The following is a 14,978-nucleotide window of genomic DNA, read 5'->3' on the forward strand; positions in this document are numbered from 1 at the left end:
CCCTCCTGCCGGCAGCGTTTTTTGTTCGCTCTAAATCTATACAAATGTAAATTCTTGTGTAATTTTAGGTTGTCCATTCCTATTAACTCATTGATTTAAAATATCTAATTTCGCTTCCCATAATTCTTTTTCGCTCGCTAAAAACAAAACGCAAAAGGATGCGCTACGCTTTCTACATCCTCCCCGGGATCCGTTTACCCATCTTCTGCGGAGCTCGCCATAACAATAACGGGAAAGCGACTATGACTCTCAGCCATGAAGATGAAGCAAAGATACTTCTGTCTGCGTTTGAACAACGCCTTGAGCAGCTTCTCCCTGCCGGTGAACAGGTAGGGCAGGTCTATGCGGCAATGCGCGATGCAACGCTTATAGCCGGCAAGCGGATGCGTCCGTTATTGCTGGTGTTGGCCGCCACAGACATGGGGTGCAAACGCGAGCAGCCGGGCCTACTGGATCTGGCCTGTGCCATCGAAATGGTCCATGTTGCCTCGCTTATCCTGGATGATATGCCCTGCATGGATAATGCACAGATGCGCCGTGGGCGGCCAACCATTCACTGTCAGTATGGCGAAAACGTCGCCATACTTTCTGCGGTCGCGCTCCTGAGCCACGCCTTTAACGTTATCTCACGCGCGCCCGCGCTCACGCATGAGGCGAAAGCCCGCGCCATTGCCGAGCTCTCTATGTCCGTCGGGCATATGGGGCTGGTGCAGGGGCAATTTCGCGATCTCAACGAAGCCCGGCAGGCACAAAATGTGGATGAGATCCTGCTGACCAACGAGCTAAAGACCAGCAGCCTGTTTAACGCGACGTTGCAGCTGGCGGCGATTGCGGCCCAGGCTCCGCCTGCGGTTAATGAGCGGCTACGTTTTTTTGCCCGCGATCTGGGGCAAGCATTTCAGCTGATTGACGATCTTACCGACGGCTCCAATACCACCGGTAAAGATCCCCATCAGGATGAGGATAAATCCACGCTGGTAGCGGTCCTTGGTGCCCAGACCGTTTTTCAGCGGCTGCTTGAGCATGTCAACAGCGCTGACCAACACCTGGCGACAGCCTGTCAGCACGGAAGTGCCGCCCGCCGCTATATTCGTGCATGGTTTGATAAACAGTTGTCGCACATCAGCCAGAGCCTTTCCCTTTCGGAGTGTCAATGACCAGTCTGTCGCAACGGAAAAGCGATCATCTCGATATCGTCCTCAGGAATGCCGCAGGTGTCAGGAAATGCACCAGCGGCTTTGAACGCTGGCGGTTTGAACACTGCGCCCTGCCAGAGCTACACCTTGACGAAGTTGATCTTTCAACCTCCCTGTTTGGCCGAACCCTGCAGGCACCGCTGCTCATCAGCTCCATGACCGGGGGCACGCAGCGGGCGACCCTGATTAATCAAAACCTGGCCAGGGCTGCCCAGACGCTGGGGCTGGCAATGGGGGTGGGATCGCAGCGCGTAGCGCTTGAAAGCCCCGCAACCCAGGGGTTGACCCGTTCCCTCCGGGACGCGGCACCGGATATTGTCCTGCTGGCGAATCTGGGCGCGGCGCAAATTGCCGGTCCTCAGGGACGCGATTTCGCGCAGCGCGCGGTAGAGACGCTGGTGGCTGACGCACTGATCATCCATCTCAACCCTCTGCAGGAGGCCCTGCAGCACGGCGGTGACCGCAACTGGTGCGGCGTGCTTAATGCCATTCAGCAGACGGTAGAAGCGCTGCCGGTACCGGTGGTGGTGAAAGAGGTGGGGAATGGTTTATCGGTGCCGGTTGCGCGGCAGCTGGCAGAGGCGGGTGTCGCCATGCTCGATGTGGCCGGTGCCGGCGGAACCAGCTGGGCCGCCGTAGAGGGTGAACGCGCCATCTCGGCGCACGACCGTGCGGTGGCCATGGCGTTCACCGACTGGGGGATTCCTACTGCGGTGGCCTTAAAAGATCTTCACCAGGCGCTGCCGGAGATGCCGCTCATCGCCTCGGGCGGTATTGCCAACGGCGTGGAGGCGGCGAAGGCGCTCTGCCTGGGGGCCAGCCTGGTCGGACAGGCGGCTGGCGTTCTGCAAAGCGCGCTGATCTCCAGCGATGCGGTCATCGCCCATTTTGAAACCATGATTGCCCAGCTTCGGGTTGCCTGCTTCTGTACGGGCAGCGACAGCCTGGCGGCGCTTCGCAAGGCCACCCTGGTAGCCGGGACCCCATGACAACACGCCAATGGGATCTGATTCTGGCGGGAGGCGGGCTGGCCAACGGGCTGATCGCCTGGCATCTATCGCACCGTCGCCCTGAACTTCGCGTCCTGATGCTTGAAGCGCAGACGCGCCCCGGCGGGAATCATACCTGGTCCTTTCACCAGGACGATCTGACCCCTGACCAGCACCGCTGGCTGGCTCCGCTCGTCAGTTACCGCTGGCCGGGTTACGACGTCCGTTTTCCGGCGCTGACGCGTACGCTGCCAGGCGACTATCTCACGCTCACCTCAGACCATTTTGCCGATGTGCTCAGCCAGGATCTGGGCGATAGCCTGCAAACCGGGGTGAGCATCGCCTCCCTCACGCCGACGAGCGTTACGCTGACGGACGGTACCTTACTGGAGGCCGCGGCGGCGATTGATGGCAGAGGCTATCAGCCAGAGGCCCATTTACGTACCGGCAGCCAGTCTTTTCTCGGCCAGCAGTGGCGGCTCAAGAAGCCGCACGGCCTGACGCGCCCGATCCTGATGGATGCGACGGTCGACCAGCAGGGCGGGTATCGCTTCGTCTATACCCTCCCTTTTTCAGCCACTGAGCTGCTGATCGAAGACACCCACTATATTGATGATCCCCGGCTTGAGAGCGTCGATGCGCGGCAACATATCGCTGACTATGCCCGCCAGCAGGGCTGGCAGTTAGAGACGCTGGTGCGCGAGGAGCAGGGGCATCTGCCGATTATGCTCTCAGGCGATGTTCACGCTTTTTGGCGGGCACGTGAGGGACAGCCCTGCAGCGGCCTGCGGGCGGGGCTTTTTCATGCCACCACCGGCTACTCCCTGCCGCACGCCGTTGCCCTTGCCGAAGCCATTGCCGACGCCAGGGATATCAACGCACAAGCCTTGTCCCGGCTGATTCACCGATATGCCCTGCGCCAGTGGCGCGCTCAACGTTTTTTCCGCGTCCTCAACCGCATGCTTTTTCTGGCGGGAGAGGCGGATAACCGCTGGCGGGTGATGCAGCGATTTTACGCCCTGAATGAAGGGCTGATAGGCCGTTTTTACGCCGGGCAGCTTACGCCCGGTGATAAAGCACGAATTCTGGCAGGCAAACCGCCTGTTCCGGTCGGCGAAGCGATGCTCGCCATTTTGCAACTTACTCCCCGGCTGCGAGCCTTTTATCATGACTAAAACTATTATTATCGGCGCCGGATTCGGCGGCTTAGCGCTCGCCATCCGGCTACAGGCGCAAGGGATTGACACGCTGCTGCTGGAGCAGCGCGATAAGCCTGGCGGGCGTGCTTACGTCTACCAGGAAGAGGGGTTTACGTTTGACGCAGGGCCTACGGTCATTACCGATCCCAGCGCCATTGAAGCGCTCTTTACCCTCGCCGGAAAGCGGATGGAAGATTACGTCGAGCTGCTGCCGGTCACTCCGTTCTACCGCCTGTGCTGGGAGACGGGGGAGGTATTTGATTATGACAACGTCCAGGACAAACTTGAGGCGCAAATCGCGCGCTTCAATCCGCGCGACGTTGAAGGCTACCGCAAATTTCACGCCTACTCGCGGGAGGTCTTTAAAGAGGGGTATCTGAAGCTCGGCACCGTTCCTTTTTTATCATTCCGCGATATGCTGCGGGCCGGCCCCCAGTTAACCCGCCTGCAGGCCTGGCGCAGCGTGTACAGCATGGTCTCCCGCTTCATTGAGAACGAACAGCTTCGCCAGGCATTCTCCTTCCACTCGCTGCTGGTAGGGGGGAATCCCTTCGCCACCTCCTCAATTTATACCCTTATTCATGCCCTGGAGCGGGAGTGGGGAGTCTGGTTTGCCCGTGGCGGCACGGGCGCGTTGGTGCAGGGGCTGGTGAAGCTCTATCAGGATCTTGGGGGCGAGATAAGGCTGAACGCCGAGGTGACCCGGCTGATTGCCGACGACAACCGCATCCGCGCCGTTGAGCTAAAGAACGGGGAAACTATCCAGACCGCGGCGGTGGCGTCTAACGCCGACGTGGTGCACACCTACGAAAAGCTGCTCGGCCATCATCCTGCCGGCGCAGCGCGTGCGGCCTCTCTGAAGCGTAAGCGGATGAGCAACTCGTTGTTTGTGCTCTATTTTGGTCTCAATAAACAGCACGATCTGGCGCACCATACCGTCTGCTTTGGCCCGCGCTATAAAGCCCTGATCGATGATATTTTCAATAAAAACACCCTGGCAGAGGACTTTTCGCTGTATCTGCATGCCCCCTGCGTGACTGACCCTTCCCTGGCACCGCCCGGCTGCGGCAGTTATTACGTGCTGGCGCCGGTGCCCCATCTGGGTACTGCCGATCTCGACTGGCACACAGAGGGGCCGCGCCTGCGCGACAGGATCTTTGACTATCTTGAGCAGCACTACATGCCGGGCCTGCGTAGCCAGCTGGTGACCCATCGCATCTTTACCCCCTTTGATTTTCGTGACCAACTGGGCGCGCACCTCGGATCGGCCTTCTCCATTGAGCCCATACTGCGCCAGAGCGCGTGGTTCAGGCCGCACAATTGCGACAGCAAAATCGAGAACCTTTATCTGGTGGGCGCAGGTACCCACCCGGGAGCGGGGATCCCAGGGGTGATCGGTTCGGCAAAAGCGACCGCGGGGCTGATGCTGGAGGCGCTTTCGGGATGAACAACACCCTGATGGAGCACGCTGACCAGACTATCGCCGTCGGCTCGAAAAGCTTTGCCACCGCGGCGAAACTGTTCGATGCCCCCACCCGGCGCGGCGTGCTGATGCTCTACGCCTGGTGTCGCCATTGCGATGATGTGATAGACGGGCAGGCGCTGGGGTTCAATATCGAGACCCCGGAAGCGACGCCGGCGGAGCAGCGCCTGGAGACGCTCAAAAGCGAAACCCGCCGCGCCTGGGAAGGGGCCGTGATGACGGAGCCGGCCTTTGCCGCTTTTCAGGAGGTGGCGCTGGGCCACAATATCCCCTTGCCGCTGGCACTGGCCCACCTTGAGGGCTTTGCCATGGACGTGCGCGAAACCCGCTACGAAACCTTCGAGGATACGCTGCTCTATTGCTACCGGGTCGCGGGGGTGGTGGGGTTGATGATGGCGAGGATCATGGGGGTGCGCGACGAAGCGGTGCTCGATCGCGCCTGTGATTTGGGTCTGGCATTTCAGCTAACGAATATTGCCCGGGATATCGTTGAAGATGCCCGCGTGGGCCGCTGCTATCTTCCTGCCCGCTGGCTGGCGGAGGTAGGCCTTACACCGGAGCAGGTCGCCGACCCTGGAAAGCGTCAGCAGGTTGCCCGCCTGGCACAGCAGCTGGTGGCCGAGGCCGAGCCTTATTATGCGTCCGCACGGGCGGGACTGGCCGGTCTGCCTTTGCGCTCGGCGTGGGCGATTGCCTCCGCCCACGGCGTTTACCGGGAGATTGGCGTAAAGGTCAGCGCAGCAGGAGAGCAGGCCTGGGATAAACGCCAGGGCACCAACGCCCTGGAGAAATCCGCATTGTTGATGAAGGGCGCCGCCCTGGCGCTCACTTCTCGTTTCGGCTCTCAGGCGCCGCGACCGGCTGGTCTGTGGCAGCGTCCGCTTTTGGCGAGCGCCTAGCCTGCGCATCGGCCTTACGCTGACGTAAGGTCGCCTGCAACTTCTCCACCGGCGGGGCATAGAGAAAGCCAAAGGAGACGCAGCCCTCTTTTCCCCGCACCGCATGGTGCAGACGATGGGCCAGGTAGAGTCGCTTCAGATAACCACGGCGCGGTATATAGCGGAACGGCCAGCGCTGGTGCACCAGCCCGTCATGGACCATAAAGTACAGCGCGCCGTAGAGCGTCATGCCTGCGCCAATCCATTGTAGCGGCCACATCCCCCAGGTTCCCCATGCAATCAAGCCAATCGCTAACAGCGCAAAGACGACGGCATAGAGGTCGTTCACTTCAAACCAGCCCGTGCGGGGTTCGTGGTGAGAGAGGTGCCATCCCCATCCCCAGCCGTGCATGATGTACTTATGCGCAAGCGCCGCGACGAGCTCCATGGCGGCAACGGTCAGGAGTACGATCAAAGTGTTGTAAAGCGCGAGCATGCTTGCTCCTGTTTATAAGTCCTGGTGATTAAGCGTAACACCTAATTGCGGGAGTGGAGGGGGAGAGGAGAGATTTGTTGGGGGATTTTGGGCAACAAAAAGCGATCGTTCCCGGCAGCGGGATTTATCATTAAATCATCCCTGAAAGACATCCCGTACTTATAAGACTTGCTGTACGGCCTTGGCTACTTTGCTCCGGCTAAAACCTGTTTCATCAGCGATCTCCATCAGCTTTGCCTCTGCCATTGCTCTGCTGCGCATTGCAGAAAGGACCGTTTTAAAAGGGTGTTTATTACCCTGGATATTCAATGGAAGAGAGACAGTGGCAATCAACGTTTCCTCCAGTACCCAGGGTTCTTCGTGGGGTATCCAGCATACCTTCGCATTCTCTTCCATCCACAGATCGAGCCACTGCTCACCCAGGTGAGTAAATGTTGTTCTCGTGCCAGATCCTACCCGGCGGAGCGGAAAATGACTCTCCTTCGCAAGCAGCACACCCAGTGTACGTCTGAGCGTAGAACCTTCAGCATTGCCACTGTAATGCGTTTTGATGCGAGTTTTGAGGTTGGCACGGCTGTTAGGTTTACCTTTTTTATCTGGGGAGATTCCTACATAGAGCAGGGTGTAACCCTCGTGAGTAAGACAGCCTTCAGTCGGTACGGCTGGAGGAATTTCTTTAAACCACCAAAAATAGACGCCATTAACGGCGGGAACGGGCGTCGGTCGGCTCATAACTTCCGTTCTGCTGAACGTTTTATCAGGATATAAAGGTAACACTGATATTCTCCGTGCTGATTGATTCCTGATATTTTACAGAATTATCGATTGATGTTGTTTGATTCGCGTGAAGATTGGTATGAGTTTAAACATCACGACACAGCACGTTGATACCTGGAAGAAACGTATCCAACGGGATGGATTGAAAGGGTCGACATATTTTTGTCAGCAGGGAGGGACAGTATGGGTTAGCGCATCAGCCGATCATCAGGCCATCTGTCAGCGTGTATTAGGGAAAGATTCAGGAACCAGTTCGTTGGCAAGTTTCAACGCTGGGCATCCCTTCACCGCGTTCAGCTGTTTCGTTTCTTAGGCATTCCGGGCCGCCACGCATACCGTGAGTTGCGCCAGCTGGCAGAGCGCAGCGTGATAAAAAAGCAGGTGCGCTGGTTCTAATAAATACGCGACTGGATGTCGTGCTGGCTGCCACTGATGCGGGCTGCTTTTCCACTAACCTCATGAAGCAGGGCGGCCTTCTAGTTCCTCCCAAACATCACCTTAATTGAGCAGCTCAAGAGCTTAACGGCGAGCCTTACATCTACGGCGATCATGGCATCGGTATCTATGGCATCTGGTCCCCGATTGTTGAGGGCCGGATCTGCACGCACGCGATGAAGTGGAAAATGGTTCGTAAGGCCGTTGACGTTCAGGAGGCGACAGCCGATCAGGGCGCACGCGACCCTTGGACTCGTGGCAATAACTGTACCCTGTTGAAAAGGTGTACCAGACAGGGGCGAACTACCGGGCAGCGAAGAACCTGCAGCGCTGCCGGACTTCGAAAACATGAGCCAAAAGGAGCTGCGCGAGCTGACGGCAAGGCTGCGGTTGGTTAAACCGAAGCGCCGAAAAGACTACAAACAGGAAATTACGGAACACCAACGGCTACAGCTCGATGCGGAGTTGCGGGTCCAGAGGCTTTGACGCCATTGAAACGGTAGTGGATCTGCTTCTGCGTGGCGGCAGCCTGCCATCTGGAGCCGGGCTGCGCCTGTTCTACCGGAACCAGCGCCGACAGGAGGATGACAAATGGCGTCAATGGTACTGAAAAAGTCAGGAATAAGGTTATCTATTAATCAAGGGGTTAGCTAAGTAAATAACTATATAAGCTTAAAATACATATGTTTTGCTGTATATATAAACAGTAATATTGGAAGGGTGTTGTGAACGATTTGTTCATGGAATCACTTGAACTGTTGCGGATAGAACTTATGGCCCGGCTGGTTGCCAGTTCAGATTGTAGCAATGGCGACAAGAAGGTTGCGATTTCGTGGCTGTCGGAGCTGACAAGCGATCTGGTTACCAGGCTGAATGAATATGGAGTAGGGCAGGATGAGAGTACGCATTAGTGATTCCGCACCATGGGAAACTCCGTCCCATATGGCATCCTGCGGTTTGAGAACGCAGTGCATGTCTATGATGCATGAATTCGCATGATCCAAAAAGGATCGCTATGGGTCGGGGCCGCCAGAACTGGCGCGCTTTCCGGCCTGTCATGCACCTGCATGAAAACCACTACACAAAGCGGGCAGGCGTGGCGGGGATACAAGCGCGCGCTAGCTCACTATTTTGGTTTAAGTATTTGAACTTTAACCATTGATAGTGCTAATAATTTGAGAAGGATAACAATAGAATAAAAGGTAACGTATTGTGAATATTAACTTTGATATTGTAATTAACAGCGATGATCATCAGGTCGATATGGACTACGGATTGAAGACTTTAGCTGGGACGTCAAGAGTTGTATCAACACTCGCTGAAGCAATTCTCAAACAAGAGGTTTCTGAAAGAAGAACAAGTGTAAATGATATTAGAACTCAGCTGAAACAAAGCTTTAAAAGCTCTTATGGGCAAAATTTTTGTATCGAAATTAATGATCCAGTACTTAAAAGAAAGCTAAAAAAGATGGGGAATGATGTTTTTTGTGAGGTGATGTCATATTTCATCTCAGAATCATTATTCCTTGAACCTAATAAGTTAAGTGCAAGTGCATTAGGAGTTGTTGCTGAATTGGAAAATGTTGAAGATAAACTCCTTGAAGTTCTTCGGCGTGCTCTGGTCGATATGCACAAAATAACCACTATGAGCAGTTTCAATGTAGAATTGAACCACAAACCTAGGGGGGATAAAACTCGAATCGCTATGCTAACCCCTAAAACAGCACAGCATATTACTGAAACTGAAGAAGGAAAGCGTGAATATCAAATTACAGTTATCTTTACCCGATTCAACTCAATGACAGGTAATGGCCGATTAATAGTTCAAGGCGATGATCAGACGACAGCTTTTGGTTTAGCAAAAGGATTGAGATATGTTCCTTTAGACTTTAAGAAGAAAATCACTGAAAATCTTCATCGAAATAATGGTTTATCGAAAGATAAATGGGATTTTATCACCTTAACAGTACATGACTTGAAGTTAGGAAGCGGCGAAGTTGTTAAGTATTTTATTCATGAGATATCTTAGAATGAAAAAGATTATTTATTTTAGCTTGTTTTTTATAGTTGTCGTCATACTTGCGTATGTCTACAACTTCAATACTGGCAAAGGCTTGTCTAAAAGCACTGAAGTTTGGGCGCAATTCGGTGATTACTTGGGAGGGGTTGTAAACCCTTTACTAACCTTTTTATCAATAGTGCTCTTGATAAGATCTGTTAATCTACAAAGAGAGGCTAATTCAAGTCTCATTGTAGAAAATAAACGTCAAGAACATCTTGATTACTTGAAGAATTTCGAAGCTAGATTTTATAACCTTATTGATGCTCAACGTACTGCCTTCGATAAATTTAGATTAAGTAAAGCGGATGGGAGCGAAGTTAAGGGAGGTGAGGCTGTAAATTATCTTGAGGAACTTATTTTTTCTAAGAAAAATGAAGGCTTTTCACGAAGTGATATCGCTAATGATATTAGCGAATGTGACGTTTCAGAATCAATTCACTCTTCAGCGAGACGCTTTTATCTTTTGCTTAAGTTGATCGATGAAAAGTTATCGGGGCAAGAAAAAAAAGAATATTACGAAGTGTTGATTAATTTGACTGATTTCCCATTGGTAAGATTAATGGTTTTGACGTTGTGTCTTTATGAATGGGATATTATTAACTACATAGATTCCAGTGGAATTCTTGCAAAGGATGAATTGATTGAATATAAATCGCATTTTGAAATTTAAAATTACTTTGAATGGTTGTTGTGGCAAAGATAAGAGATGTAATCTCTTATCTTTGAAAAAGATTCTATTGTTCTAAAGAGTAATGCCTAAAAGTAATTATTGCATCACCTAACCATATATTAAGTTCATCAAGTCTTTTTTGCAGAGGAATTAACTCATTCCGCACAAACACATTTGTAACCTTCTCCACATCCCCAAACCCCCCAACATTACTCGGCATGAACCCATCATCTGCGGCGGAACGCGGTGCGCTGCCATCATGTCATCCCGGTTCACGTTTTTGATATTCAGAAACTCATCCTTTGCTGCGACCTCTGACAGCGGGATGATCTGAATCCCGTCCTTTTTGCCGTTCGGAGAGTACATAAAGAGGTTGAGGAATTGCCCGGCCCTTTGGCGCTTTTCATTGCCGGGCGGATATTGTTCACGTCCTCCTGGTTCTGCGCCGCATCGGTCATATACATGATGAACCCTGCGTGGCTGCCGTTGATGTAATACTTGCGGCGGAATAACGTGGCGGATTCGTTCAGCAGGGCGGACGGGATAGCGGACAAGTATTCCGGCAGGCCGTAAATCTTTTGGTTCATATCCGGATCTATCAGGTGAAAAATGCTGCCACTGATGAACACATACGACTGCGTGGTCATGCCGTACTGCACAAGCCTGTAGGTATCCAGATCTACAGCCCGGCGGGTGTATTTTGCCAGCGACGGCTCCAGTGAAAGAATACCGCCGAGGCGGTTAGTGCGTTTCTACAGATAGGCGTTACCAAGCTTCAGATAGTCCTGTACGAAGCGGCTAGATGCCAGCTGGCTCAGCAGCGGATGCGAGATTAAGGAGTTTCTCAGAATGTTACGTTAGGCCACGATCGGTATGCTGCTTGTTTGTTAGATGTTCCGCAAACAAAAACCAGAGCCTCACCATTACGACCGAAATGGCTGCAGAAAAAATTAGCGTACTGATATTAATCTGACGCTGATGGATTTTTATTGCCTCTTGTTGCCATCACTAAAGCGCTGCCGCCACTTTGTCGCCAAGTATGAAAATGTGGTTTCGTAAATGGTTGATTCAGAAGTTCATGAATTTCACCCAACAAAAAACCCATCAACCTTGAACCAAAACGGCGGGGTTGATGGGCTCCACAAATTGGGGACATCAAAGAAAAGCAGTGGCAATAGTTATGACTGACGTCTGGAGGAAAAGTTCTGTGCAGAGCGAAAATATTTTCATCTTTACGCAAATTTTCCGTTAGCCCAGTCCCGGCCAGATAATGATGATTAAGGTCCCCGCCAGCGTTAACAGGACGTTAGCGATAGCATAGGTGCCCGCGTAGCCCAGCGCTGGAATGTTGCTGCGGGCGGTATCGCTGATAATTTCCATTGCCGGGGCGCAGGTGCGTGCCCCCATCAGCGCGCCGAACAGCAGGGCGCGGTTCATGCGCAGCACCCACACGCCGAACAGGAAGCTTAATACTACCGGCACCAGACTGACGATAAGGCCTGCGCCGAGCATCTGCCAGCCGACAGACCCCAGGCTGTGGCCAATGCCGCTGCCCGCGCTTAGGCCCACGCCGGCCATAAACACCATCAGGCCAAACTCTTTCACCATATTCAGCGCACCCTGTGGGATATAGCCAAACGTCGGGTGGTTCGCACGTAAAAAGCCGAGCATGATCCCGGCAAACAGCAGACCTGCGGCATTGCCGATGCCAAAACTAAAGTTGCTGAACTGGAAAGTGATCATCCCAATCATCAGGCCAACAATAAAGAAGGCGCAAAACGCCAGCAGGTCGGTCACCTGGCTGTGAATAGAGATAAAGCCCACGCGATCAGCCACGGTCTTAACGCGGCGCGCGTCACCGCTCACCTGCAACACATCGCCTTTGTTCAGCACCACGTTGTCATCGATCGGCATCTCGATCTGGCTGCGGATCACCCGGTTCAGGAAACAGCCGTGATCGGTCAGCTTAAGCTGCGACAGACGGCGACCAACGGCGTTGTGGTTTTTCACTACGATCTCTTCGGTCACAATACGCATGTCCAGCAGATCGCGGTCAAACACCTCTTTACCGTTACGGAAGCTCGGATCAAGGCGGGCATGGGCATCCGGGTAGCCGACCAGGGCGATATCGTCCCCCATCTGCAATACCGCGTCCCCATCGGGGTTCGCCAGAATGCCGTTACGCCGAATACGCTCGATATAGCAGCCGGTCTGACGATAAATGCCCAGCTCGCGCAGGTTCTTACCGTCGGCCCAGGCGACCAGCTCTGGCCCTACGCGATAGGCGCGGATGACTGGCAGATAAACTTTGCGTTTACTGTCCGTATCCAGACCACGCTCACGCGCAATCTGCTGCGCGCTGGTCTGTAAGTCCTGATGCTGTAATTTAGGCAGGTAGCGGGCGCCGACGATCAAACTCACCAGGCCAATCAGGTAGGTGAGGGCATAGCCCAGGCTGAGGTGATCCAGGGCAAGAGAGAGCTGGGCATTATCCAGGCCGAGATGACGTAGCGTATCCCCCGCGCCCACCAGTACCGGCGTGGAGGTCATCGAACCCGCAAGCATGCCCGCGGTTAACCCGATATCCCAGCCAAATAGCTTCCCTAAGCCCAGCGCGATCAGCAGGGCACTGCCGACCATGACCAGTGCGAGCATCAGATAATTCTTACCGTCGCGAAAGAAAATAGAAAAAAAGTTGGGTCCGGCTTCCACGCCAACACAAAAAATAAACAGCATAAACCCGAGATTCAGGGCGTCGGTGTTAATGCTGAAATGTTGTTGGCCTAATAATAAAGAGACCACTAAAACGCCAATGGAATTACCAAGTTGTACTGAACCGAGGCGTAATTTCCCGAGGCAAAGACCCAGCGCCAGTACGACAAATAATAACAGGATGTAATTCCCGTTTAACAAATCTGCGACGTTTATATTCACGGAGGATAACTTCTTGTTTACCAGTAAGTGGTTGAATAGATGGGGTATTTAGGCTACTGTTTCTGCTATCAGAAGAGAGGCTAACAACGCCTTTTTTCGCAACATAATATATCCCAAACAATAATATCAGACCATTAGTTTAATCGTTACGGTGCACTGCCTCCGACAACGGTTAGGCAACCATGCAGCGTGTTTTGGCAAGGAATGCCGCATATCGTATCAAATTGGGCGTCCGGGGGACGATAAATTTATTTGAATGAAGAGAGGCAGGGGGTTGTTTGGATATTAAACGTCACTGGCCAGGAGTTGCTCGCTGTTTTTTACTGTACATGGCAGTCTGTCTCTGCCTGACATTAAATGTTAAAGGGGCATTTCTTGCTGGCAGGCATCCTGAGTTAGGGCTGCTGTTCTTTATCATACCCGGTGCCGTTGCCAGTGCGCTTACGCGCAGCGGAGAGGTGGTGAAGCCGTTGCTGGGGGCGACGCTGGCGGCGCCGTTCTGCCTGCTGGTGATGCGTCTGTTTACTGTCTCTGGGCGCTCCTTCTTTCAGGAGCTGGCGTGGTTGCTAAGCGGCGTCTTCTGGTTTGCTCTCGGCGCGCTGGTCGTTATGTTTGTGCGGCGGGCGCTCATCCATCCGCGCCGCAAAATAAAAACGCCCTCAAAGTGAGGGCGCTTTAACATTACTGAGCGGCAAACAGGCCCAGGTTCTCTTTGGCGTAGGCTTCAAAATCGGTAAAGCCGCCAATGTGGGTCTGGTCGAGGAAGATTTGCGGCACGGTTTCAACCGGTTTACCCACGGTCTTTTCCAGATCCGCTTTGGTAATACCTTCCGCGTGGATATCAACATAACGGTAGTTGAAATCGTCACGCTCGGCGGTCAGTTTCTCTGCCAGCTCTTTAGCACGTACACAGTACGGGCAGCCCGGACGTCCAAAAATAACTGCAAACATGGTTCTCTCCTGAATTGAAAGCCTGACGGCGAATAATGCTATATTGCCGATAACTTACGGTAATAGAAAGCAGGTTTCGCCTGTTGCATTGATATCTTCAGGCTATGTTTCGCCAATTACAGCGCCAGATTCTTTGCCTATACTGGCTCCATTGCTGTTTTTAGCCAGGAGAAGAGAGACACTATGACCCCGACGATTGACCTGTTACGCGCTCACCGTTCCATTCGCCATTTTACCGACCAGCCCATTACTGATGCTCAGCGCGACGCAATCATTGCCGGGGCGCAGGGGGCCTCCAGCTCCAGTTTTCTGCAGTGCACCTCAATAATCCGCGTTACCGATCCGGAGATGCGTGAACAGCTGGTCGGCCTGACGGGCGGGCAAAAACATGTGGCCCAGGCGGCGGAGTTCTGGGTCTTTTGCGCCGATTTTAACCGCCATCTGCAGATCTGCCCGGACGCGCAGCTCGGTCTGGCGGAGCAACTGCTGTTAGGCGTGGTGGATACGGCGATGCTGGCGCAGAACGCGCTTACGGCGGCGGAGTCACTTGGGCTGGGTGGCGTCTACATCGGCGGCATTCGCAACAGTATCGAGGCGGTAACGGAGCTGTTAGCGCTGCCCAAACATGTGTTGCCGCTGTTTGGCCTGTGCCTGGGCTGGCCCGCAGATAACCCGGATGTGAAGCCGCGCCTGCCCGCCGCGCTGGTGGTGCATGAGAATCACTACCAGCCGGTTGATAAAGCGATTCTCGCCCAGTACGACGACGAGCTGGCCCACTACTATATGACGCGCGGCAGTAATAACCGTCGCGACACCTGGAGTGACCATATCCAGCGCACCATTATCAAAGAAAATCGTCCGTTCATCCTCGATTATTTGCACAAACAGGGCTGGGCAACGCGATAACCC

The 14,978-nt window shown here is 53.5% G+C and carries 13 protein-coding genes and 2 pseudogenes; 10 read left to right on the forward strand and 5 right to left on the reverse strand.

Going from position 1 to position 14,978, the window contains the following annotated elements; translation table 11 throughout:
• Positions 1-242: 242 nt before the first annotated feature.
• From B3511_RS06000 to crtB, 5 genes are read left to right on the forward strand one after another with little or no spacing between them, the layout of a single operon-like run.
• The gene (locus tag B3511_RS06000) at positions 243-1,157 is read left to right on the forward strand and encodes a polyprenyl synthetase family protein (RefSeq protein WP_040076409.1); all 915 of its coding nucleotides are present in this window, start codon (positions 243-245) and stop codon (positions 1,155-1,157) included.
• Positions 1,154-2,185, forward strand: coding sequence for a type 2 isopentenyl-diphosphate Delta-isomerase (fni, locus tag B3511_RS06005; protein WP_286777746.1), 1,032 nt, complete (start codon positions 1,154-1,156; stop codon positions 2,183-2,185). The genes B3511_RS06000 and fni overlap by 4 nt, the downstream gene beginning before the upstream one ends.
• Entirely contained in the window at positions 2,182-3,360 is a 1,179-nt protein-coding gene (gene crtY / locus B3511_RS06010; RefSeq protein ID WP_286777747.1) for a lycopene beta-cyclase CrtY, read from the forward strand. The genes fni and crtY overlap by 4 nt, the downstream gene beginning before the upstream one ends.
• A complete protein-coding gene (locus B3511_RS06015; RefSeq protein ID WP_286777748.1) occupies positions 3,353-4,831 on the forward strand; it encodes a phytoene desaturase in 1,479 nt (492 codons plus the stop codon). The genes crtY and B3511_RS06015 overlap by 8 nt, the downstream gene beginning before the upstream one ends.
• On the forward strand, positions 4,828-5,766 hold the full coding sequence (gene crtB, locus B3511_RS06020; protein ID WP_286777749.1) for a 15-cis-phytoene synthase CrtB: 939 nt from the start codon (positions 4,828-4,830) through the stop codon (positions 5,764-5,766). The genes B3511_RS06015 and crtB overlap by 4 nt, the downstream gene beginning before the upstream one ends.
• Here the strand turns inward: crtB and B3511_RS06025 are convergent.
• Both B3511_RS06025 and B3511_RS06030 read right to left on the reverse strand, forming a co-directional pair.
• A complete protein-coding gene (locus tag B3511_RS06025) occupies positions 5,693-6,241 on the reverse strand; it encodes a sterol desaturase family protein (RefSeq protein ID WP_286777750.1) in 549 nt (182 codons plus the stop codon). The genes crtB and B3511_RS06025 overlap by 74 nt on opposite strands.
• Positions 6,242-6,400: 159 nt before the next feature.
• Positions 6,401-6,973: a GIY-YIG nuclease family protein gene (locus B3511_RS06030; protein ID WP_286777751.1), complete on the reverse strand. Its 573-nt coding sequence runs from the start codon at positions 6,971-6,973 to the stop codon at positions 6,401-6,403.
• A gap of 318 nt (positions 6,974-7,291) precedes the next feature.
• Here B3511_RS06030 and B3511_RS06035 point away from each other — a divergent pair.
• The 3 genes and pseudogenes from B3511_RS06035 to B3511_RS06050 form a co-directional block, all read left to right on the forward strand.
• Positions 7,292-8,063, forward strand: a pseudogene (locus B3511_RS06035) (replication endonuclease); the annotation flags it as partial.
• 602 nt (positions 8,064-8,665) lie between these two features.
• A complete protein-coding gene (locus tag B3511_RS06045; protein WP_286777753.1) occupies positions 8,666-9,481 on the forward strand; it encodes a hypothetical protein in 816 nt (271 codons plus the stop codon).
• A 1-nt stretch (position 9,482) separates the two neighbouring features.
• Entirely contained in the window at positions 9,483-10,184 is a 702-nt protein-coding gene (locus B3511_RS06050; protein ID WP_286777754.1) for a hypothetical protein, read from the forward strand.
• 64 nt (positions 10,185-10,248) lie between these two features.
• Here B3511_RS06050 and B3511_RS06055 read toward each other — a convergent pair.
• Positions 10,249-11,041: pseudogene (locus B3511_RS06055) on the reverse strand (phage portal protein); the annotation flags it as partial.
• Positions 11,042-11,432: 391 nt separating this feature from the next.
• Entirely contained in the window at positions 11,433-13,118 is a 1,686-nt protein-coding gene (locus tag B3511_RS06060; RefSeq protein WP_040076401.1) for an aspartate:alanine antiporter, read from the reverse strand.
• Positions 13,119-13,396: 278 nt separating this feature from the next.
• Between B3511_RS06060 and B3511_RS06065 the strand changes: the two genes are divergently transcribed.
• Positions 13,397-13,786 (forward strand): inner membrane protein YbjM, encoded by a 390-nt coding sequence (locus tag B3511_RS06065; RefSeq protein ID WP_286777755.1) that lies wholly within the window; start codon positions 13,397-13,399, stop codon positions 13,784-13,786.
• 13 nt (positions 13,787-13,799) lie between these two features.
• Here the strand turns inward: B3511_RS06065 and B3511_RS06070 are convergent, their stop codons facing one another.
• Positions 13,800-14,069, reverse strand: coding sequence for a GrxA family glutaredoxin (locus B3511_RS06070; RefSeq protein ID WP_040076399.1), 270 nt, complete (start codon positions 14,067-14,069; stop codon positions 13,800-13,802).
• A gap of 183 nt (positions 14,070-14,252) precedes the next feature.
• Here B3511_RS06070 and nfsA point away from each other — a divergent pair, with 183 nt between their 5' ends.
• Positions 14,253-14,975: an oxygen-insensitive NADPH nitroreductase gene (nfsA, locus tag B3511_RS06075; RefSeq protein ID WP_286777756.1), complete on the forward strand. Its 723-nt coding sequence runs from the start codon at positions 14,253-14,255 to the stop codon at positions 14,973-14,975.
• Positions 14,976-14,978: the final 3 nt, after the last annotated feature.

This window comes from Leclercia sp. UBA1284 (assembly GCF_002308415.1).
Taxonomy (GTDB): Bacteria; Pseudomonadota; Gammaproteobacteria; order Enterobacterales; family Enterobacteriaceae; genus Enterobacter; species Enterobacter pneumoniae.